The sequence below is a fragment of the Streptomyces sp. NPDC017095 genome (assembly GCF_044332325.1).
Classification (GTDB): domain Bacteria; phylum Actinomycetota; class Actinomycetes; order Streptomycetales; family Streptomycetaceae; genus Streptomyces.
In genome coordinates, this window is record NZ_JBIROU010000007.1 from 16,255 (window position 1) to 37,966 (window position 21,712).

Genomic DNA, 21,712 nt, shown 5'->3' on the forward strand with positions numbered 1-21,712 from the left:
GACAGGTGCGCGGGCCGGCTACAGCGGGCGGATGTTGTGGTTGGCGCGGAAGACGTTGTCGGGGTCGTAGCGCCGCTTCACCCGCTCCAGGCGCAGCAGGTTCCCGGCGCCCAGCCCCGCCCGCACCCGCTCGGCGCCCTCGTCGCCGACGAGGTTCAGCGGGACGGCGTCCGCGCTCCACGGTCCGAGAGCGGCCCGCGCCTCGCGCACCCAGCCGGCCGCCCGCTCGTCGTCGGCCGGGTCCGCCCACGCCGCGTGCGGGTGCGCGGTCCAGGGAGCGTCCCGGCCGGACACCGGGGACCCGCGCGGGCCCGCCGCGACCGCCCCGCCTCCCGGGAACAGCGCGAGCCGGGTCCCGGCCGGCTCCGGCGCGGCGGCCGCGCGGGCGCAGAACGCCTCCACCGCCGCGTCCGGCAGCCCGGTCAGACACTGCGCCGACCAGTGGGCGCGCAGCCCGGCCGGGGTGTCGAGCAGGCGCTGCGCGCCGGCGTACGGCAGGTCGCCGGCCAGCTCCGCGTCGTACGGCAGCGCGCGCAGCGGCGCGGCGAGCGCGCGCAGTCCGGCCCAGGGTCCGGCGTAGGTCAGCAGCGCCGCGCACAGCGGCCGGCCGGCCGGCGCCCACGGCCCGCGCGGCCCGGTGACGCACAGCACCGCGCCGCCCACCTCGTCCGGGCCGGTACGGATGATCTCCCGGAAGGCGCGGACCACCCGCGGTCCGTGCCGTGGCGCGAAGGCCAGCAGGGCGAGGGAGAACTCCGGCAGCGGGTGCAGCCGCAGGGTGAGCGCGGTGGCGACGCCGAAGTTGCCGCCCGCGCCGTGCAGCGCCCAGAACAGCTCGGGATGCTCGCCGGCACTCGCCCGCACCCGCTCCGCGCCGGCGGTTACCAGCTCGGCGCCGAGGAGGTTGTCGGCGGCCAGGCCGAAGACCCGGTCCAGCCAGCCGGTGCCGCCGCCGAGGACGAAGCCGGCCACGCCGACGGCGGAGTCCCGCCCGCCGGTCGTCGCGAGCCCGTGAAGCTGGGCGGCCCGGTCCAGCCGGCCGATCGTGGCGCCGCCCTCGACCCGGGCCGTCCCGGCCGCCGGGTCGACCGTCACCCGGCGCATCCGGCGCAGGTCCACCAGGAGCGCGCCGTCCGCCCCGGCCCCGCCGGCCAGGCCGTGGCCGCCGCCGCGCACCGCGACGCGCAGGTCCAGCTCCCTGGCGAAGCGCACCGCCCGCACCACGTCGGCCGTGTCCGCGCACCGGGCGATCACGGCCGGCCGCCGTTCGGCCCGCGCGTCGAAGACCGCACGGGCCGCGTCGTACCCCGGGTCGTCCGGGGCGAGCACCTGGCCGGCCAGCTCCGCGCGGAGCGCGGCCAGAGCCGTGTGCGCCTTGGAACGGAGAGCCATCACCCGCCCCCTGCCGGAAGGGAACTCCCTCCCAGCGTAGGCCGCGCCCCGCGGACGGCGGGGCGCGCCCGTCCGGGCGGGGCGGCTAGCCGCCGTACGCCCCCGAGGCCGTCAGCCGCAGCGCGGTGTCGATCAGCGGGACGTGGCTGAACGCCTGCGGGAAGTTGCCCACCTGGCGCTTCAGGCGCGGGTCCCACTCCTCGGCGAGCAGACCGAGGTCGTTGCGCAGCCCGAGCAGCTTCTCGAACAGCCGGCGGGCCTCGTCCACCCGGCCGATCATCGCCAGGTCGTCCGCCATCCAGAACGAGCAGGCCAGGAAGGCGCCCTCGTCACCCGGCAGACCGTCCACGCCCGCGTGCCGGCCCTCGGTCGGGTAGCGCAGGATGAACCCGTCCGGGGTGGACAGCTCCCGCTGGATCGCCTCGATGGTGCCGATCACCCGCTTGTCGTCCGGCGGCAGGAAGCCCATCTGCGGGATGAGCAGCAGCGAGGCGTCAAGCTCCTGGGAGCCGTAGGACTGGGTGAAGGTGTTGCGCTCCTTGTCGTAGCCCTTCTCGCACACGTCCCGGTGGATGTCGTCGCGCAGCTCGCGCCACCGCTCCAGCGGGCCGTCCGCGTCCCCGGACTCGATCAGCTTGATCGTGCGGTCCACCGCGACCCAGGCCATCACCTTGGAGTGCACGAAGTGCCGGCGCGGCCCGCGCACCTCCCAGATGCCCTCGTCCGGCTCCTGCCAGTGGTCCTCCAGGTAGCGGATCAGCTTGAGCTGGAGCAGCGAGGCGTAGTCGTTGCGGGCCAGGCCCGTCATGTGGCCCAGGTGCAGGGCCTCGGTAACCTCGCCGTACACGTCGAGCTGGAGCTGGTGCGCGGCGCCGTTGCCGACCCGGACCGGGGCGGACCTCTCGTAGCCCGGCAGCCAGTCCAGCTCGGCCTCGCCCAGCTCCCGCTCGCCGGCGATGCCGTACATGATCTGGAGGTTCTCCGGGTCGCCGGCGACCGCCCGCAGCAGCCACTCGCGCCAGGCGCGGGCCTCCTCGCGGTAGCCCGTGCGCAGCAGCGAGGACAGGGTGATCGCCGCGTCCCGCAGCCAGGTGTAGCGGTAGTCCCAGTTGCGCACGCCGCCGATGTCCTCCGGCAGGGAGGTGGTGGGCGCGGCGACGATGCCGCCGGTCGGGGCGTAGGTGAGCGCCTTGAGGGTGATCAGGGAGCGGATCACCGCCTCGCGGTACGGCCCGTGGTACGTACACTGCTCGACCCACTCGCGCCAGAAGCTCTCCGTGGCCTCCAGGGACTGTTCCGGCTCGGGCAGGGCCGGGGGCTCCTTGTGCGAGGGCTCCCAGGAGATCGTGAACGCGATCCGGTCACCGGGGCCGACCGTGAAGTCGGCGTAGGTCGTCAGCGCCTTGCCGTAGGTCTCGGCCTCCGTGTCGAACCACACGGAGTCCGGCCCGGCGACGGCCACCGTGCGGCCCTCGTGCTTGTGCACCCACGGCACCACCCGGCCGTAGGAGAACCGCATCCGCAGGGCCGAGCGCATCGGCACCCGGCCGGTGACGCCCTCCACGATCCGGATCAGCTGCGGGGCGCCGTCCCGCGGGGGCATGAAATCGGTCACGCGCACGGTGCCGCGCGGGGTGTCCCACTCGGACTCCAGGATCAGCGAGTCGCCGCGGTAGCCGCGCCGGGCGGCCGTGGGCGGCGCGGCGTCGGCGGCGTGCGCCGGGCCGAGCCGCCAGAAGCCGTGTTCCTCGGTGCCCAGCAGGCCGGCGAAGATGGCGTGCGAGTCGAAGCGGGGCAGGCACAGCCAGTCCACCGTGCCGTCCCGGCAGACCAGTGCGGCGGTCTGCATGTCTCCGATGAGTGCGTAGTCTTCGATGCGCCCGGCCACGTGCAACTCCAGTCGAACGGCCACGTCACCCCCGCGCAGGGGGATATCGCTTAGTGCGGTCAAGGGGTCGTTGTTATGCGTCGTTGAGCGGTGAAGCAAAGCAGTCCGCCGAGCCTTGAGGCAACAACACGACAGTCCTTGCTCAACGAACTGCCGCGCTCTCGTTGTTCCGGTGATACAGGCGGGGGTGTGCCCGTCGTTCCGGCCGGGCGCGGCAGTGAGTGTCCGAGCAGGATACGACGCACGTAGATGATGTGTGTGCCGCTCCGGGCAACCCGTGTGAGCCGAACGGATGAGCGGCGGGTGATTACCGTGTGTCTGGGTGGTGCCCGGAGTGACACGAGTGACACCTGCGGGTCCGCAGGGTGCCCGGGCGGGTGCGGAGCGTGGCCGGAAGCCATCCCGTTCCGGCGCTGATACCCTGGTAGCCCGTGGACCGGTGGGAGAAAAACCCCCGAACCGCAGCGACGGCACCCCCGGAGATCCCCGGGCGGGAAGCCGCCCGGCATCACAGACAGCGACCACGGGAGCCCCCTCTTGGCCATGCCGCCCAAATCCTCGACGACCAAGCACATCTTCGTCACCGGGGGTGTCGCCTCCTCGCTCGGCAAGGGACTGACCGCCTCCAGCCTGGGCATGCTGCTCAAGGCCCGCGGCCTGCGTGTCGTGATGCAGAAGCTGGACCCGTACCTGAACGTCGACCCCGGCACGATGAACCCCTTCCAGCACGGTGAGGTGTTCGTCACCAACGACGGCGCCGAGACCGACCTGGACATCGGCCACTACGAGCGCTTCCTCGACCGTGACCTGGACGGCAGCGCCAACGTCACCACCGGCCAGGTCTACTCCACGGTGATCGCCAAGGAGCGCCGCGGCGAGTACCTGGGCGACACCGTCCAGGTCATCCCGCACATCACCAACGAGATCAAGCACCGCATCCGCCGCATGGCCACCGACGAGGTCGACGTGGTCATCACGGAGGTCGGCGGCACGGTCGGCGACATCGAGTCCCTGCCGTTCCTGGAGACCGTCCGCCAGGTCCGCCACGAGGTCGGCCGCGACAACGTCTTCGTGGTGCACATCTCGCTGCTGCCCTACATCGGCCCGTCCGGCGAGCTGAAGACCAAGCCGACCCAGCACTCGGTGGCCGCGCTGCGCAACATCGGCATCCAGCCCGACGCGATCGTGCTGCGCTGCGACCGGGAGGTGCCCACCGCGATCAAGCGGAAGATCTCCCTGATGTGCGACGTGGACGAGGCCGCCGTGGTCGCCTGCCCCGACGCCCGCTCCATCTACGACATCCCCAAGGTCGTGCACACCGAGGGCCTGGACGCCTACGTGGTGCGCAAGCTGGACCTGCCCTTCCGGGACGTGGACTGGACCACCTGGGACGACCTGCTGGACCGGGTGCACAACCCCGACCACGAGATCACCCTGGCCCTGGTCGGCAAGTACATCGACCTGCCCGACGCCTACCTGTCGGTCACCGAGGCCCTGCGCGCCGGCGGGTTCGCCCACCGCGCCCGGGTGAAGATCAAGTGGGTCACCTCCGACGACTGCAAGACCCCGGCCGGCGCCAAGGCGCAGCTGGCGGACGTGGACGGCATCTGCATCCCCGGCGGCTTCGGCGACCGCGGTGTGCTCGGCAAGGTCGGCGCGATCCGCTACGCCCGCGAGAACCGGATCCCGCTGCTGGGCCTGTGCCTGGGCCTGCAGTGCATCGTGATCGAGGCCGCCCGGAACCTGGCCGGCATCACCGACGCCAACTCCACCGAGTTCGACCCGGCCACCGGCCACCCGGTGATCTCCACCATGGCCGAGCAGCTCGACATCGTCGCCGGCGAGGGCGACATGGGCGGCACGATGCGGCTGGGCATGTACCCGGCCAAGCTGGCCGAGGGCTCCATCGTCCGCGAGGTCTACGACGGCAAGGAGTACGTCGAGGAGCGCCACCGGCACCGCTACGAGGTGAACAACGCCTACCGCGCGGAGCTGGAGAAGAAGGCGGGCGTCCTGTTCTCCGGCACCTCCCCGGACGGCAAGCTGGTGGAGTACGTCGAGTACCCGCGTGACGTCCACCCCTACCTGGTCGCCACGCAGGCCCACCCGGAGCTGCGCTCCCGGCCGACGCGCCCGCACCCGCTCTTCGCCGGCCTGGTCAAGGCGGCGGTCGAGCGGAAGACCGCCGAGTAACACACCGGTTGTACGGTGGCCGGGGTGCGTACCCGCAAGGGCGGGCACCCCGGTCTCTGTTCCCGGCCGGACCCGCGACGTGTCCGGCCGGCTGTGTGGGAAAGACGTGGAAGGACAGGCATGACGATCAAGGACACTCCCGCGGAGTGGGAGATCCGGGCGACGGAGACCCCCTTCACGGGCAACAAGACCTCCGTGCGCACCGACGACGTGGTCATGCCCGACGGCTCGGTGGCCCGCCGGGACTACCAGGTCCACCCCGGCTCGGTCGCCGTCCTCGCCCTGGACGAGGAGGACCGGGTCCTGCTGATCAACCAGTACCGGCACCCGGTGCGGCACAAGCTGTGGGAGATCCCGGCCGGCCTGCTGGACGTGCCCGGCGAGAACCCGCTGCACGCCGCCCAGCGGGAGCTGTACGAGGAGGCGCACGTCAAGGCCGGCGACTGGCGGGTGCTGACCGATGTGTACAGCACGCCCGGCGGCTGTGACGAGGCCGTGCGGATCTTCCTCGCCCGGGACCTGTCCGACGCCGACGGGGAGCGCTTCGCGGCGGAGCACGAGGAGACCGACATGGAGCACGCGCGCGTGCCGGCCGACGAGCTGGTGCAGCGGATCCTCGCCGGTGACGTGCACAACAACTGCCTGGTGGTCGGCGTCCTCTCGCTGGTCGCCGCCCGCGGCGGGGCCGGGCTGGACGCCTTGCGCCCGGCCGACGCGCCCTGGCCGGCCCGTCCGTTCGGGAACTGACGGGCACGTCCATGGCCCGCGCCGGCCGTCGGGAGCCGGCCGGCGCGTCCTGCCCGGCGCGTCCCTTCGGCAGTCGGCCGGTCGGCGCGCGCCTTCGGTAACCGGCCGGCCCGCGCGTCCGTCCAGGGGCTGTCCGGTGCTTCCCGCCCACCCGGACCTCCCGGCAGGCCCGCACCCGTCCGGGGGACTGGTGTGACGATCGCCTGATCCGATCGGGGGATGCGTGCGCCGCGCTCCTCCGGGCACGTCGCAGAGCGTGAACTAGGCTCTTGAACGCCCGTACCGGAAGACACCGGCGGGCTTGCGCGTGCGGTGGGACGGGAGTGTGGCCCGTGACGGATCAGGTGGTGGACACAGACGGCGCGGAGCTGCCCGCGCACCCGGCCACGAAGGACCGATTCCTGGGCCGTAGCCGGGAGTTGAAGGAACTGCGCGCCGACATCGAGCGCGCCGGACTGGACACCCTGTCCGGCCGCAAGGCGCCCCGCGCGCGCGTGCTCCTCATCGCGGGCCGCCCCGGTTCCGGCCGGACCAGCCTCGCCGGGGAACTCGTCCGGCGGATCGCCGGCCGTTACCCCGACGGCGTGCTGCGGGCCCGGCTCAGCGAGCCCGGCGGCACGCCGGTGCCCGTCGAGCAGGTGGCCCGCGACCTGCTCGGCGCGCTCGGACTGCCCGCGCCCGCGGGAGCCGCCGAGGACGACCTCACCGCGGCCCTGCGGGCGGGCCTCGCCGGCCGGCGGGCGCTGCTCCTGCTGGACGACGCGGCCGGCGCCCGACAGGTCGACGCGCTGCTCCCGGACAGCCCGGACTGCCTGGTGGTCGCCGTGTCCCGGGGCCCGCTCACCGGGATCGCGGACGTCCGCCCCTGCACGCTCGGCGGTCTCGACACCAAGTCGGCGGTGGAACTGCTCACCGGCTACACCGGCGCGGTCCGCGTCACCGTCGACCCGCGCTCCGCGGAGAGCCTGGTGGAGGCCTGCCAGGGCCATCCGGCCGCGCTGGTGCTGGCCGGCGGCTGGCTCGCCGCCCGCCCCATGTCCGCCGTCTCCGACCTCGCCAAGCGGCTGCACGCGGCCACCGAGGACGGCACGGAGGGCGCCGACGGCACTCCGCTGTCGCGTGTCTTCCGGCTCGTGTACGACCAGTTGCCCGCACCGGCCGCCCGGATACTGCGCCTGCTCAGCCTCGCCCCGGCCGGGCTGGCCGACCCGCACACCGCCTCGGCCCTGGCCGGCTGCTCGGTCGACGCCGCCCGCGCCACCCTGGACGACCTCGTCGCCCTCGGCCTGCTGCGCCCGGTGTCCTCCCCGCTGCCCCAGTACGAGGTCCCCGGCTGTCTGCACCCGCTGCTGCGCGCCCTGGCCGAGAGCCAGGAGCGGCCGGCGGAGCTGCAGCTGGCCCGGGCCCGGATGCTGGAGCGGACGGTACGGCTGCTCCAGTCCTGCCGGGCGATCACCGAGACGGACAGCCCGCAGGCCCGGGAGAAGCTGAGCGGCATGCCCCGGGCGCTGCGCTTCCCGAACCCGCGGGCCGCCGCCGACTGGCTGCGGCTGCGCCGGCCCGCCCTGCTGGCGTCCGTGCGGCTCGCGGTGGCCGACGGCGAGCTGGACACCCTCGCCCGCCGGCTGATGTCCCAGCTGGTCCGGGCGCTGGCCGCGCACGAGGGGACCCAGGCCGCCGCGCCCGACCTGTACGGCGTGCACCGCTTGGTCCTGGACGTCGCCGAGCGGCGCGGGCTGCCCCGGGAGAAGGCCGCGGCCCTGCTGAACCTGGGCGATCTGGACGCGCAGACCGGCCGCACCCGGGAGGCGCTGGCCCGCTACCGGGCCGCGCTGGACGCCGGACGCGAGGCGAACGACCCGTACGCGACCGGCCGCGCGATGGAATCCGTAGGCGGCGCCTACCAGGAGCTGGGGGACCACGACCGGGCCGCCGACTGGTTCGGCCGGGCGCTGGCCGAGCGGCTGGCCCGCGGCCAGGCCCCGGAGGCCGCCCGGCTCTACGGCAGGATCGGCACCGCGCACACCTACGCCGGCCGCTACGGCGAGGCGCTGCGCAACTGGCGGGCCGCCCTCGCCGGCTACCGCAGGAGCGGCGATGTCGCCGCGAGCGCAAGGGCGTTGAGCGAGATCGCCCGGGTGCAGGAGTACGCGGGCCGGCCCGAGGAGTCGCTGCGCACCTGCCAGGAGGCCGTGGAGTGGGCGCGGCGCGCCGAGGACGGCCGGCTGCAGGCCGCTCTGCAGCTGCGGCTGGCCGACACCCTGGACCGGCTCGGCGACCCGGCGGCGGCCCGCCTGCACCGCGCGGCGGCGGAGCGCATGCTGGGTGAGGAGGCACCGGAGGGCGACGCCGAGCCGGAACACGACGCTAACGCCTGCGAAATCCGCAGTGCATCCAGTGAAGATTGATGCAATGAAAGGCTAGACAGCCGGAACGCCTTCATTAAACTGGCTCTGCCGCACTTTCTCCTGCGGTGTCTCCCGGTGTGCCCCCGCATGTCTGGGTACGTCTGCATTGCACCCCCATACCCTCTGAGCCAAGGACCGTGATCGACGTGAAGGTCGGCATCCCCCGCGAGGTCAAGAACAACGAGTTCCGGGTGGCCATCACCCCCGCCGGTGTGCACGAGCTGGTGCGCCACGGCCACCAGGTCGTCGTCGAGCGCGGCGCCGGCCTCGGCTCCTCGATCACGGACGAGGAGTACGTCTCCGCCGGTGCCGGCATCCTCGACACCGCCGACGAGGTGTGGGCCGCCGCCGACCTGCTGCTGAAGGTCAAGGAGCCGATCGCGGAGGAGTACCACCGGCTCCGCAAGGACCAGATCCTCTTCACCTACCTGCACCTGGCCGCGTCCAAGGAGTGCACGGACGCGCTGCTGGAGTCGGGCACCACGGCCATCGCCTACGAGACCGTCGAGCTGCCGAACCGCGCCCTGCCGCTGCTCGCCCCGATGTCCGAGGTCGCGGGCCGGCTGGCCCCGCAGGTCGGCGCCTACCACCTGATGCGCGCGGCCGGCGGCCGCGGTGTGCTGCCGGGCGGCGTCCCGGGCGTGACCCCGGCCAAGGCCGTCGTCATCGGCGGCGGCGTCTCCGGCTGGAACGCCACCCAGGTCGCCGTCGGCATGGGCTTCGACGTGACCCTGCTCGACCGCGACATCAACAAGCTGCGCGAGGCCGACAAGATCTTCGGCACCCGGGTCAAGGCGATCATGTCCAACGCGTTCGAGCTGGAGAAGGCCGTCCTCGACGCCGACCTCGTCATCGGCGCGGTCCTCATCCCGGGCGCGAAGGCCCCGAAGCTGGTCACCAACGAGCTGGTGTCCCGCATGAAGCCGGGAAGTGTCCTTGTCGACATCGCGATCGACCAGGGCGGCTGCTTCGAGGACTCGCACCCGACCACGCACGCCGAGCCGACCTTCCGGGTCCACAACTCGGTCTTCTACTGCGTCGCCAACATGCCGGGCGCGGTGCCCAACACCTCCACCAACGCGCTCACCAACGCCACGCTGCCGTACATCGTCTCGCTCGCCAACAACGGCTGGGTCGAGGCGCTGCGCCGGGACGCCGCGCTCGCCAAGGGTCTCAACACCCATGACGGCAAGGTCGTTTACAAGGAGGTCGCCGAGGCCCACGGCCTGGACCACGTCGAGCTGGAGTCGCTGCTCGGCTGAGCCCGCCAGCGGCTGACGGCCAGGTGAGCCGCCAAGTCACCGCGAGCAAAAAGGCGATTCGTCAACACGACTCGTCAACCGCACACACCCGGCCGGACCTTGCCCGACAAGGTCCGGCCGGATGTGTGTATGGTCACTTTGCGGCTCTCGGTCAACTCGCCTCGAACGTAACCCTTCGACCGATTCGCACACCGGTGAAACCTGCGGTGCGACGGCCGTACGCCCTTGACAGCGACATGTTTCATTGCCGACACATCCTGCCGGGTCCGGCGGATTGTGTTGCTGCGGACCGCCGACACGCCATAGAGTCGCCAACCGTCGGCATGGTGCCACGCTGACCTTGTCTAGAAGTTTCCTGGTCACCAAGGAGGTAAGACGACTTGTGAATGAGTCGACATTTTCTCCCGGGGGTGGTCAACCAGGAATGCCGGTCCGGGGCCAGGGCCCCGCGGGATTCGAGGCTGTCGGCTCCGTAGCTGTGCGCACCTTCGCAGCCCACCAGAGTTCCGGTCCGCAGACGGCCGGGACAGCACACCAGAGCATGGATGGCCATCACGTGAACGCCATGGCCGGCGACGGAAGTGGCGCGCCCCACAACCACTTCGCCGACTACGACGAACTGCCCGAGGGGCACTTCTACGACCCCGACGCCGAGTACGAGCCGGATCCCGAGTACGCGGCCACGCTCGCGCCCGACGCGGCCCGTCAGCGCCGTGAGCGCGTCGGCCCGACCGGACGCCCGCTGCCGTACTTCCCGATCCCGGGCCCGCTGACCGACCACGGCCCCGCGAAGATCATCGCGATGTGCAACCAGAAGGGCGGCGTCGGCAAGACCACGTCGACCATCAACCTGGGTGCCGCGCTCGCGGAGTACGGCCGGCGCGTGCTGCTCGTGGACTTCGACCCGCAGGGCGCGCTGTCGGTGGGACTCGGGGTCAACCCCATGGAGCTGGACCTCACCGTCTACAACCTGCTCATGGAGCGGGGCATGTCCGCGGACGAGGTCCTGCTGAAGACGGCGGTCCCCAACATGGACCTGCTGCCCTCCAACATCGACCTGTCGGCCGCCGAGGTCCAGCTGGTCTCCGAGGTCGCGCGCGAGTCGACGCTCCAGCGGGCCCTGAAGCCGCTGCTGCCCGACTACGACTACATCGTGATCGACTGCCAGCCCTCGCTCGGCCTGCTCACCGTCAACGCGCTGACGGCCGCTCACAAGGTGATCGTGCCGCTGGAGTGCGAGTTCTTCGCGCTGCGCGGTGTGGCCCTGCTGACCGAGACCATCGAGAAGGTCCAGGAGCGGCTCAACCCCGAACTGGAGCTGGACGGCATCCTCGCCACGATGTACGACTCGCGCACCGTGCACAGCCGTGAGGTGCTCGCGCGGGTCGTCGAGGCGTTCGACGACCACGTCTACCACACGGTCATCGGGCGCACGGTCCGCTTCCCGGAGACCACGGTCGCCGGCGAGCCGATCACCACGTACGCCTCCAACTCCGTCGGTGCCGCCGCCTACCGCCAGCTCGCCAGGGAGGTGCTCGCCCGGTGTCACGCCGAGTGAGTCTGCCCGGGGCCGACGAACTCTTCCGTACGACAGGAGGGACGGCGCTCCAGCCGTCGACTCCCCGGCGCGGCGCGGGCGGCGAGGCCCGGGTGCCGGCTCCCGCGGGGGAGAGCGACGAGACGGCCGCCGCCGAGGACGCACCGGCGTCGGTGCCCGTCCGGGGCGGGGACGGAGAGGGCGCGGAGCACGCGGCGGCGGAGGCCGAGCCGGCCGACGCCGGCGAGTCCCGCAGCCGCCCGGTGCGCCGGCAGCAGGCGCCGGACGCCGCCGCACAGCCGCGCAAGCGCGGCCGGTCGGCGTCCCGGCGGCCCAGCGGGCGCGAGCGGCACGACGAGAAGATCACCGTGTACGTCTCGGCCGAGGAACTGATGGACCTGGAGCACGCGCGTCTCGTGCTCCGCGGTGAGCACGGGCTCGCGGTGGACCGCGGGCGGATCGTCCGCGAGGCGGTGGCCGTGGTCCTGGCCGACCTGGAGTCCCGCGGGGACGCGAGCATCCTCGTACGCCGGCTGCGCGGACGGTAGCGATAGCCTGCGGGGGCTATGACCTCGTACGGAGCCCCTGCCCCCGGCGCAGCCGCCGGCCGCCGGCGTGCGCTGGGCCGGGGCCCGGGCACCTCGCCGGCCGGGCCGGCGGAACCCCGGGAGCCCGAGGAATTCCGGGAGCCCGAGAAGCCTGGCGAGCCTGGGGAGCCGACCGCGCCGGAGGACCGGCCCGTCGAGCCGGCGGTACGGCCCGTCGAGCCTGAGGTACGGCCCGTCGAGCCGGCGGTACGGCCCGTCGAGCCTGCGGTACGGCCCGTCGAGCCTGCGGTACGGCCGGCCGGGGCCAGGGCACGGCGTGGCGGGCCCGAGCGGCCCGGGGAGCCCGTCGAGCCCGGCGAGGCCCCGGAACAGGCCCCCGGGCCGCCCAGCGGGCCCGAGCCGTCCGAGCCGCCCCAGGGCTCCTCCGACGGTGTCTTCACGGTCCGGCTGGCGAACTTCGAGGGCCCCTTCGACCTGCTCCTCCAGCTGATCTCCCGGCACAAGCTGGACGTCACCGAGGTCGCCCTGTCGAAGGTCACCGACGAGTTCATGGCGCACATCCGGGCCATGGGACCCGACTGGGACCTGGACCAGACCACGGAGTTCCTGGTGGTGGCGGCCACGCTGCTCGATCTGAAGGCCGCCCGGCTGCTGCCCGCCGCCGAGGTGGAGGACGAGGCCGACCTCGCGCTGCTGGAGGCCCGGGACCTGCTGTTCGCGCGGCTGCTCCAGTACCGCGCCTACAAGCAGGTCGCCGACATCTTCGGCCGGCGGCTCGACGAGGAGGCCCGGCGCCGTCCCCGTACCGTCGGACTCGAACCGCACCACGCCGAACTGCTGCCCGAGGTCGTCATCAGCATCGGTCCCGAGGGCTTCGCCCGGCTCGCGGTCAAGGCGATGCGGCCGAAGCCCCGGCCGCAGGTGTACCTCGACCACATCCACGCCCCGCTGGTCAGCGTCCGCGAACAGGCCGCGATCGTGGTGGCGCGGCTGCGCGAGCTGGGCGAGGCCAGCTTCCGGGTGCTGGCCGGGGACGCCGGTGACACGCTCACCGTCGTGGCCCGGTTCCTCGCCCTGCTGGAGCTGTACCGCGAGAAGGCCGTCGCCCTGGAGCAGGAGGCCGCGCTCGGGGAGCTGACCGTGCGCTGGACCGGCGGCGACGCGGACCCGGCGCCACTGGTCACGGACGAGTTCGACCGGCCAACGGAGCCGCCGAAGGAGGAGGAGAAGCCGTGAGCGAGCAGACCGCCGGGGCACAGGCCGTCGCCGGCCTCGATCTCAAGCCGGCCCTGGAGGCCGTGCTCATGGTCGTGGACGAACCCGCGACCGTGCGGCACCTGGCGAAGATCCTGGAGCGGCCCGAGCGGCTGATCGCGGACGCCCTGCGCGAGCTGGCCGACGAGTACACGGCCCAGGGCCGCGGCTTCGAGCTGCGGTACGTCGCCGGCGGCTGGCGCTTCTACACCCGCGCCGCCTACGCGCCCGCCGTCGAACGGCTGGCGCTGGACGGCCAGACCGCCCGCCTCACCCAGGCGGCACTGGAGACGCTGGCGGTGGTCGCCTACCGCCAGCCGGTCAGCCGCAGCCGGGTCTCCGCCGTACGCGGAGTCAACTGCGACGGCGTCATGCGCACCCTCCTCCAGCGCGGTCTGGTCGAGGAGGCGGGCGCGGAACCCGAAACAGGTGCGATCCTGTACAGGACGACGAACTACTTCCTGGAGCGGATGGGCCTGCGCGGCCTGGACGAACTTCCGGAACTCGCGCCCTTCCTCCCGGAGGCGGAGGCGATCGAGGCCGAGACCCAGGAGGGAGTCCCGTCGTTCGACCCGGACGCGCCCGACGCGCCCGGCGGTCAGGACGCAGACGACTAAGACGGAAAACCTTGATGCGAAGCAGCGGCAGCGGCAAGAGCGGCGGGCGCGGTAACTACCGCGGAGCCGGCAACGACAGGGACCAGAAGCAGGGGCAGGGCCGTCCCAGCAAGCCCCGCCCCGAGGAGCGCCGCTACGACGTGGGCCCGGGGGCCACCAAGGACGGCCCCAAGGCCGGACGCGGCGGTGCCGCGCGAGGCGGTGCCAAGGGCGGCCCGAAGCGGCCCCAGCCGGGCGGCCGCAGCGCCCCGGCGCGCTCGCGGGAGTACGACACGCGGGTCGAGGAGCGCAACCGGGAGCGGTACGCCGGCAAGAAGGACGTCAAGCTGCCGAAGACCTTCCCGGGCGCCGAGCAGGAGGGCGAGCGGCTGCAGAAGGTCCTCGCCCGCGCGGGCTACGGCTCCCGGCGCTCCTGCGAGGAGCTGATCGAGCAGGCCCGGGTCGAGGTGAACGGCGAGATCGTCACCGAGCAGGGCCGCCGGGTGGACCCGGAGAAGGACGAGGTCAAGGTCGACGGCCTGACCGTGGCGACCCAGTCGTACCAGTTCTTCTCGCTGAACAAGCCCGCCGGCGTCGTCTCCACGATGGAGGACCCGGAAGGCCGGCAGTGCCTCGGTGACTACGTCACCAACCGCGAGACCCGGCTCTTCCACGTCGGCCGGCTGGACACCGAGACCGAGGGTGTCATCCTGCTCACCAACCACGGCGAGCTGGCGCACCGGCTGACCCACCCCAAGTACGGCGTGAAGAAGACCTACCTCGCGGCCATCGTCGGCCCGATCCCGCGCGACCTGGGCAAGCGCCTGAAGGACGGCATCCAGCTCGAGGACGGCTACGCGCGCGCGGACCACTTCCGGGTGGTGGAGCAGACCGGCAAGAACTACCTGGTCGAGGTGACCCTGCACGAGGGTCGCAAGCACATCGTGCGCCGCATGCTGGCGGAGGCGGGCTTCCCGGTCGAGAAGCTGGTGCGCACCGCCTTCGGCCCGATCACCCTCGGCGACCAGAAGTCGGGCTGGCTGCGCCGCCTGTCGAACACCGAGGTCGGCATGCTGATGAAGGAAGTCGACCTGTAGCAGGCCCTTGCGGTCCGCTCGTCATCCCCTTTATGGTCAAGCTGACGATAAAGGGGATGATGATCCGCATGTCCGCACGAGCCGCAACCGGCGCACTCCTCGGCCTCGCCCTCGGGGACGCCCTCGGCTACCCGGCCGAGTTCAAGACCGTCCCGCTGATCCTGTCCGAGTTCGGACCCTGGCGGGAACGGGAACTGCCGCGGCCCGCCCGCGTCTCCGACGACACGCAGATGACCCTCGCCGTCGGGCGCGCCCTGCGGACCGCGACCGGGCACGGCGCCCTCGCCCCGCAGGGCCTGGAGCGGGCCCTGCGCGAGGAGTTCGTCGCCTGGTACCGGTCGCCGGAGAACGACCGGGCCCCCGGCGCCACCTGCCTCGCGGCCTGCGACCTGCTCCAGGACGCGCGCCGGCCCTGGCAGGACGCCAGCCGGACCGGGTCCAAGGGCTGCGGCGCGAACATGCGCGTCGCCCCGATCGGCCTCGCCCCCGGGCTCAGCGGTGAACAGCGTGCCGGCGCCGCCCAGTTGCAGGCCGCGCTCACCCACGGCCACCCCACCGCGCTGGCCGCCTCCGACCTCACCGCCCACGCCGTCCACCTGCTCGCCCGGGGCGCCGACCCCGCCGGACTCGTCGGACAACTGCGCTCCTACGCCCTGGACCACCGCACCCGCTACCACCACGCCTGGCTGGGCGACCTGTGGACCCGCGCCCAGGACCCGGACCCCGAGCACTTCATCGCACGCGGCTGGGACGAGTGCCTGGCGGTCCTCGAACGGCTTCAGCGGGCCGCCCGGACCGTCTCCCCGGAGACCGACCCCTGCCTCGCCACCGGCCAGGGCTGGATCGCCGAGGAGGCGCTCGCCACCGGCCTGCTGTGCTTCCTGCTCTTCCCCGGCGAACCCCTCACCGCGCTGCGCCGGGCCGCCTGCACCGAAGGCGACTCCGACTCCCTCGCCTGCCTCACCGGAGCGTTCGCCGGTGCCTGGCTGGGCGCGAACGCCTGGCCCGCCGGCTGGACCGGCAGGATCGAGTACCGAGAGGGCCTGTCGGCGCTGGGAACGCTCTGGGACGCTTAGGCCCATGATCGACGACCTCGACATAGACCTGGCTCCGGTGGTCGCGGAACAGCCCGACCCGGTGCTGTTCGCCACCGTCTGCGGAGCCCACCTCCACGGCTTCCCCTCGCAGGGCTCCGACGTCGACCTGCGAGGCGTCCATCTGCTGCCCGCCGCCGACCTCCTCGGACTGCGCGAGCCGGCGGAGACCCGCTCGCGCACCTGGGTCCGCTACGGCGTCGAGCTGGACCTCGTCACCCACGACCTGCGCAAGTTCGTCCGGCTGATGCTCCGCCGCAACGGCCATGTGCTGGAGCAGCTGGTCTCGCCCCTGGTCGTGCACACCTCCGAGGCCCACCGGGAGCTGACCGCGCTGATCCCCGGCGTCCTCACCAGCCGCCACGCCCACCACTACCGCGGCCAGGCGGTGACCCAGTGGCGGCTGTTCGAGAAGACCGGCGAACTCAAGCCGCTGCTCGGCACCTTCCGGGTGCTGCTGACCGGCGTCCACCTCATGCGCACCGGCGAGGTCCAGCCGCACCTGCCCACGCTCGTGGAACAGGCCGGCGGCCCCGCGTACCTGCCCGAGCTGATCGCCGCCGCGAAAGAGCACGGACACGGCGCCGCCGACGTCGACCGGACGCGGGCGGAGGACGACGTGGAGCGGCTGCACACCGCGCTCGACGAGGCGCAGGCCGGCTCGGCCCTGCCCGCCGCGGCCGGCGCCCGCGACGCGCTGCACGATCTGGTGGTCCGGCTCCGGCTGCACGGCTGAGGCCCTCCCCGCCCGGAACGCGCCCAGGGCCGTACGCCCGCCGCTCAGGCCAGGTGGATCGCGTCCCCGTGGACCATGATCGGCGCCTCGGGCAGCGGCCGGGTCGCGGGGCCGTCGGCCACCGAGCCGTCGGTGATGCGGAACCTGCTGCCGTGGCAGGGGCAGTCGATGGTGCCGTCCGCGACCCGGTCCACCGCGCAGCCCTGGTGGGTGCAGACCGCCGAGAACGCCTTGAACTCCCCCTTCGCCGGCTGGGTCACCACGATCTTCCGGTCCGGGAAGACCTTGCCGCCGCCCTCGGGGATGTCACCGGCCGCGGCCAGCCGCGGCCCGGCGGGAGAGGCCTCCCGCGCGGCCGGTGACGTCTCCTCGGCGGCGGGGGACGCCGGGGACGCCGACGCCGCAGCGTCGCCGTCCCGGTCGCCGCCGCACCCCACGCATCCCAGGGCGAGCGCGCCGGCGCCCGTGGCGAGGAGTGTGCGCCGTGTCGCTGGCTGGGTCATCGCAGACCTCCGTACAGAAGTGCATATCGGTGCATACCGGATCACCCGCATCGTCTCAGCGGGCGGGCGGCGCACGTCCGTACCGCGCGGGCTGACTACGCTGGACGGACCAAGAACAGAACACGCACGTCAGCGAGGAGCAGCGCCGTGGCGGTACGAGCGGTCCGGGGGGCCGGCCCCCCGGTGAGGGACGGGGCCGGCCACCCGGCGCAACGGGCCGCGGAGCCGGACACCTCCCGCGCCGGCGCCGACCGCGTCTGCCCCGCCGCCACCCCGCGCAAGGACATCGCCCAGTGAGAACCGCACTCGTCATCGGAACCGGTCTGATCGGCACCTCCGCCGCCCTGGCCCTCGTCCGGCGCGGCGTGACCGTCCACCTCGCCGACCACGACCCCGGGCAGGCCCGCACGGCCGCCGCGCTGGGCGCCGGCACCGACGAGGCGCCCGCCGGCCCGGTCGACCTGGCGCTCGTCGCCGCACCGCCCGCCCATGTGGCCCGGGTGCTCGCCGACGCGATGCGCCGGGGCGCGGCCCGCGGCTACCTGGACGTCGCCAGCGTCAAGGGCGGCCCCCGCCGCGAACTGGAGGCGCTCGGCCTGGACCTCACGGCCTACCTCGGCACCCACCCGATGTCCGGTCGGGAGAAGTCCGGCCCGCTGGCCGCCACCGCCGACCTCTTCGAGGGCCGCCCCTGGGTGCTCACCCCGACCCGGGACACCGACACCGAGGTGCTGAACCTCGCCCTGGAACTGGTCTCGCACTGCCGGGCCGTACCGGTCGTCATGGACGCCGACGCCCACGACCGCGCCGTCGCCCTCGTCTCCCACATGCCCCACCTGGTCTCCAGCCTGGTCGCCGCGCGCCTGGAACACGCCGATGAGGCCGCCGTACGGCTGTGCGGGCAGGGCATCCGGGACGTGACCCGGATCGCCGCCTCCGACCCGCGCATGTGGATCGACATCCTGTCCGCGAACCCGGGCCCGGTCGCCGACCTGCTCTCCGACGTCGCCGCCGACCTGGACGGGACGGTCCGGGCGCTGCGCGCCCTGCAGTCCGCCGACGAGGCCGAGCGGACCGCGGGGACCGCGGGCATCCGGGACGTGCTGCGCCGGGGGAACGCCGGCCAGGTGCGGGTACCCGGCAAGCACGGGACCGCGCCGCGGACCTACGAGACCGTGGTCGTCCTCATCGACGACCAGCCCGGCCAGCTCGCCCGGATCTTCGCCGACGCGGGCCGCGCCGGGGTGAACGTCGAGGACGTCCGCATCGAGCACGCGACCGGGCAGCAGGCCGGTCTCGTGCAGCTGATGGTGGAGCCGCAGGCGGCGGCGCCGCTGAAGGAGGCGCTGCGGGAGCGGGGCTGGGCGCTGCGGCAGTAGCACCCGGCACCGGATGCCGCACGCGTCCGGACGAGTGACCCGTACCCAGTAACCTTGTGCGGGGCGCTCTCGCTCCCCGCCTCCCCGCCCGCACCGCCCAGGAAGGTGTCCCCCCGTGGAAAACGGCGCCGCCCCGACCGCCAAGCCCGTGATCGTCGCGATCGACGGTCCCTCCGGCACGGGCAAGTCGAGCACGTCGAAGGCCGTCGCCGCGCAGCTCGGCCTCAGCTACCTGGACACCGGTGCCCAGTACCGGGCGATCACCTGGTGGATGGTGACCAACGGCATCGACCTGGAGGACCCCACCGCCATCGCCGCCGTGGCCGGCAAGCCGGAGATCGTCTCCGGCACCGACCCGGCCGCGCCGGCCATCACGGTCGACGGCGTGGACGTGTCCGCCCCGATCCGCACCCAGGAGGTCACCTCCAAGGTCAGCGCGGTCAGCGCGGTGCCCGAGGTGCGCACCCGGATCACCGAACTGCAGCGCTCGCTGGCCGCCGCCGCGGAGCACGGCATCGTGGTCGAGGGCCGGGACATCGGCACGACCGTCCTCCCGGACGCCGACCTGAAGATCTTCCTCACCGCCTCCGCGGAGGCCCGCGCGGCCCGCCGCAGCGGCGAGCTGAAGGGCGCCGACGTCAACGCCACCCGCGAGGCCCTGATCAAGCGGGACGCGGCCGACTCCAGCCGCAAGACCTCGCCGCTCGCCAAGGCCGCCGACGCGGTCGAGGTGGACACCACCGAGCTGACCCTCGCCCAGGTAATCGAGTGCGTCGTCACCCTGGTCGAGGAGAAGCGAGCCGCGAAGTGAGCGGGTTGCCGGCCGTGTCGGAGCGGGGCGCCGAGGTCGGGCGGCGCATCGGCGTCGGCCTGATGTACGGGCTGTGGCGGCCGCGGGTGCTCGGCGCCTGGAAGGTGCCGGCCACCGGCCCGGTGATCCTCGCCGTGAACCACTCCCACAACATCGACGGGCCGATGGTGATGGGCGTGTCGCCCCGGCCCACCCACTTCCTGATCAAGAAGGAAGCCTTCGTCGGCCCGCTGGACCCCTTCCTGACCGGCATCGGCCAGCTGAAGGTGGACCGCACCACGGCCGACCGGGGCGCGATCACCCAGGCCCTCGGCGTGCTGGCGGCCGGGGGAGTGCTGGGCATCTTCCCGGAGGGCACCCGGGGCGAGGGCGACTTCGCCGCGCTGCGCGCCGGGCTCGCCTACTTCGCGGTCCGCGGCGAGGCGCCGATCGTCCCCGTGGCCGTGCTGGGCAGCTCCGACCGGCCCGGCCGGCTGACCAAGGCGCTGCCTCCGCTGCGCTCCCGCGTCGACGTCGTCTTCGGCGACCCGTTCGACGCGGGCGACGGCAGCGGACGGCGCACCCGCGCGGCGCTGGACCAGGCGACCGAACGCATCCGGAAGCAGCTCACCAGCCACCTGGAAAACGCCAGGCGCCTGACCGGGCGCTAGGCGACACTTGAGTAGTGGATCAGCCCTTTTGGGGCCGGTGCACCGATCACCACCGATGAACGACGAGGTACGGACTTCATGAACGACGACATCCAGCCCGCCGGCTCGGCCGAGCACGAGTACGAGCACGGGGCTCTCGGCGACGCCGAGTACGCGCAGTTCATGGAGCTGGCCGCGGAAGAGGGCTTCGACGTCGAGGACGTCGAGGGCGCCATCGAGGCGGCGGGCCACGGCCCGCTGCCCGTGCTCGCCGTCGTCGGCCGCCCCAATGTCGGCAAGTCGACGCTGGTCAACCGGATGATCGGCCGCCGCGAGGCGGTCGTGGAGGACCGGCCGGGCGTCACCCGCGACCGCGTCACCTACGAGGCCGAGTGGGCCGGCCGCCGTTTCAAGGTCGTCGACACCGGCGGCTGGGAGCAGGACGTCCTCGGCATCGACGCCTCGGTGGCGGCCCAGGCCGAGTACGCGATCGAGGCGGCCGACGCGGTCGTCTTCGTCGTGGACGCCAAGGTCGGCGCGACCGACACCGACGAGGCGGTCGTCCGGCTGCTGCGCAAGGCCGGCAAGCCGGTGGTGCTCTGCGCCAACAAGGTCGACGGCCAGAGCGGCGAGGCCGACGCGGCCTACCTGTGGAACCTCGGCCTCGGCGAGCCGCACCCGGTCTCGGCCCTGCACGGCCGGGGCACCGGCGACATGCTCGACGCCGTCCTGGAGGTGCTGCCGGACGCACCCGAGCAGTCCTTCGGCACGGCCCTCGGCGGTCCCCGCCGCGTGGCCCTGATCGGCCGCCCGAACGTCGGCAAGTCCTCGCTGCTGAACAAGGTCGCCGGCGAGGAGCGCGTCGTCGTCAACGAGATGGCGGGCACCACCCGCGACCCGGTCGACGAGATCATCGAACTCGGCGGCAAGTCCTGGAAGTTCGTCGACACCGCCGGCATCCGCAAGCGGGTCCACCTCCAGCAGGGCGCCGACTACTACGCGTCGCTGCGCACCGCCGCCGCCGTGGAGAAGGCCGAGGTCGCCGTCGTCCTGGTCGACGGCTCGGAGTCCATCTCCGTGCAGGACCAGCGGATCATCACGATGGCGGTCGACGCGGGCCGCGCGCTGGTCGTCGCCATCAACAAGTGGGACACCCTGGACGAGGAGCGCCGCTACTACCTGGAGCGGGAGATCGAGACCGAGCTGGGCCAGGTGGCCTGGGCGCCGCGGGTGAACGTCTCGGCGCGCACCGGCCGCCACATGGAGAAGCTGGTCCCGGCGATCGAGACGGCCCTCGCGGGCTGGGAGACCCGGGTCCCCACCGGCCGGCTGAACGCCTTCCTCGGCGAGCTGGTCTCGGCCCACCCGCACCCGGTCCGGGGCGGCAAGCAGCCGCGCATCCTGTTCGGCACCCAGGCCGGCACCAAGCCGCCGCGGTTCGTGCTCTTCGCCTCCGGCTTCATCGAGGCGGGCTACCGGCGCTTCATCGAGCGCCGGCTGCGCGAGGAGTTCGGCTTCGAGGGCACCCCGATCCACATCTCGGTGCGGGTGCGCGAGAAGCGCGGCACGAAGAAGAAGTGACCCGAGCGGGTACGACATGACGGGCGGCCCCTGGTTCTCCAGGGGCCGCCCGTCGTT

Annotated in this window: 19 protein-coding genes; 16 read left to right on the forward strand and 3 right to left on the reverse strand. The window is 73.3% G+C overall.

The features are described 5' to 3' along the window. Positions 1–18: 18 nt before the first annotated feature. Both ACH4OA_RS15325 and ACH4OA_RS15330 read right to left on the reverse strand, forming a co-directional pair. Positions 19–1,392: an FAD-binding oxidoreductase gene (locus ACH4OA_RS15325; RefSeq protein WP_397969383.1), complete on the reverse strand. Its 1,374-nt coding sequence runs from the start codon at positions 1,390–1,392 to the stop codon at positions 19–21. 85 nt (positions 1,393–1,477) lie between these two features. Next, on the reverse strand, positions 1,478–3,280 hold the full coding sequence (locus ACH4OA_RS15330) for a glycoside hydrolase family 15 protein (protein ID WP_397937206.1): 1,803 nt from the start codon (positions 3,278–3,280) through the stop codon (positions 1,478–1,480). A 543-nt stretch (positions 3,281–3,823) separates the two neighbouring features. On the opposite strand from ACH4OA_RS15330, the gene ACH4OA_RS15335 reads away from it, so the two are divergent. The 11 genes from ACH4OA_RS15335 to ACH4OA_RS15385 all read left to right on the forward strand — a co-directional run bounded on the left by ACH4OA_RS15335 (position 3,824) and on the right by ACH4OA_RS15385 (position 16,752). Further along, entirely contained in the window at positions 3,824–5,473 is a 1,650-nt protein-coding gene (locus tag ACH4OA_RS15335; RefSeq protein WP_365878405.1) for a CTP synthase, read from the forward strand. 120 nt (positions 5,474–5,593) lie between these two features. Beyond that, entirely contained in the window at positions 5,594–6,220 is a 627-nt protein-coding gene (locus ACH4OA_RS15340; protein ID WP_397969385.1) for an NUDIX domain-containing protein, read from the forward strand. Between the two features lie 332 nt (positions 6,221–6,552). Beyond that, a complete protein-coding gene (locus ACH4OA_RS15345) occupies positions 6,553–8,628 on the forward strand; it encodes a tetratricopeptide repeat protein (RefSeq protein ID WP_397969387.1) in 2,076 nt (691 codons plus the stop codon). 137 nt (positions 8,629–8,765) lie between these two features. After that, positions 8,766–9,890 carry an alanine dehydrogenase gene (gene ald / locus ACH4OA_RS15350; RefSeq protein WP_365878227.1) on the forward strand — a complete coding sequence of 375 codons (1,125 nt, stop codon included), beginning with the start codon at positions 8,766–8,768 and terminating at the stop codon, positions 9,888–9,890. A gap of 424 nt (positions 9,891–10,314) precedes the next feature. Then, positions 10,315–11,448, forward strand: coding sequence for a ParA family protein (locus tag ACH4OA_RS15355; protein ID WP_397969388.1), 1,134 nt, complete (start codon positions 10,315–10,317; stop codon positions 11,446–11,448). Further along, the gene (locus ACH4OA_RS15360; RefSeq protein WP_365878224.1) at positions 11,433–11,975 is read left to right on the forward strand and encodes a hypothetical protein; all 543 of its coding nucleotides are present in this window, start codon (positions 11,433–11,435) and stop codon (positions 11,973–11,975) included. Before ACH4OA_RS15355 ends, ACH4OA_RS15360 begins: the two co-directional genes overlap by 16 nt. 18 nt (positions 11,976–11,993) lie before the next feature. Beyond that, a complete protein-coding gene (locus tag ACH4OA_RS15365; protein ID WP_397969390.1) occupies positions 11,994–13,211 on the forward strand; it encodes a segregation/condensation protein A in 1,218 nt (405 codons plus the stop codon). Beyond that, entirely contained in the window at positions 13,208–13,846 is a 639-nt protein-coding gene (scpB, locus tag ACH4OA_RS15370) for an SMC-Scp complex subunit ScpB (protein ID WP_365878220.1), read from the forward strand. The genes ACH4OA_RS15365 and scpB overlap by 4 nt, the downstream gene beginning before the upstream one ends. Positions 13,847–13,860: 14 nt before the next feature. Beyond that, the gene (locus ACH4OA_RS15375; protein ID WP_397937165.1) at positions 13,861–14,922 is read left to right on the forward strand and encodes a pseudouridine synthase; all 1,062 of its coding nucleotides are present in this window, start codon (positions 13,861–13,863) and stop codon (positions 14,920–14,922) included. 68 nt (positions 14,923–14,990) lie between these two features. After that, complete coding sequence (locus ACH4OA_RS15380) at positions 14,991–15,998, forward strand: ADP-ribosylglycohydrolase family protein (protein ID WP_397969391.1); 1,008 nt, start codon at positions 14,991–14,993, stop codon at positions 15,996–15,998. 4 nt (positions 15,999–16,002) lie between these two features. Further along, positions 16,003–16,752 (forward strand): DNA polymerase beta superfamily protein, encoded by a 750-nt coding sequence (locus ACH4OA_RS15385; protein ID WP_397969393.1) that lies wholly within the window; start codon positions 16,003–16,005, stop codon positions 16,750–16,752. 44 nt (positions 16,753–16,796) lie between these two features. Here the strand turns inward: ACH4OA_RS15385 and ACH4OA_RS15390 are convergent, their stop codons facing one another. Then, positions 16,797–17,255, reverse strand: coding sequence for a Rieske (2Fe-2S) protein (locus ACH4OA_RS15390; RefSeq protein ID WP_397969395.1), 459 nt, complete (start codon positions 17,253–17,255; stop codon positions 16,797–16,799). Positions 17,256–17,402: 147 nt separating this feature from the next. Here ACH4OA_RS15390 and ACH4OA_RS15395 point away from each other — a divergent pair, with 147 nt between their 5' ends. The 5 genes from ACH4OA_RS15395 to der all read left to right on the forward strand — a co-directional run bounded on the left by ACH4OA_RS15395 (position 17,403) and on the right by der (position 21,655). Beyond that, positions 17,403–17,552 (forward strand): hypothetical protein, encoded by a 150-nt coding sequence (locus ACH4OA_RS15395; RefSeq protein WP_397937157.1) that lies wholly within the window; start codon positions 17,403–17,405, stop codon positions 17,550–17,552. Continuing rightward, a complete protein-coding gene (locus tag ACH4OA_RS15400; protein ID WP_397969396.1) occupies positions 17,549–18,634 on the forward strand; it encodes a prephenate dehydrogenase in 1,086 nt (361 codons plus the stop codon). Before ACH4OA_RS15395 ends, ACH4OA_RS15400 begins: the two co-directional genes overlap by 4 nt. Before the next feature lie 115 nt (positions 18,635–18,749). Continuing rightward, a complete protein-coding gene (gene cmk, locus ACH4OA_RS15405; RefSeq protein WP_365878208.1) occupies positions 18,750–19,445 on the forward strand; it encodes a (d)CMP kinase in 696 nt (231 codons plus the stop codon). Between the two features lie 62 nt (positions 19,446–19,507). Further along, the gene (locus ACH4OA_RS15410; RefSeq protein WP_397949373.1) at positions 19,508–20,095 is read left to right on the forward strand and encodes a lysophospholipid acyltransferase family protein; all 588 of its coding nucleotides are present in this window, start codon (positions 19,508–19,510) and stop codon (positions 20,093–20,095) included. A gap of 78 nt (positions 20,096–20,173) precedes the next feature. After that, positions 20,174–21,655, forward strand: coding sequence for a ribosome biogenesis GTPase Der (gene der / locus ACH4OA_RS15415; RefSeq protein ID WP_365878204.1), 1,482 nt, complete (start codon positions 20,174–20,176; stop codon positions 21,653–21,655). The last annotated feature ends 57 nt before the right edge of the window (positions 21,656–21,712 follow it).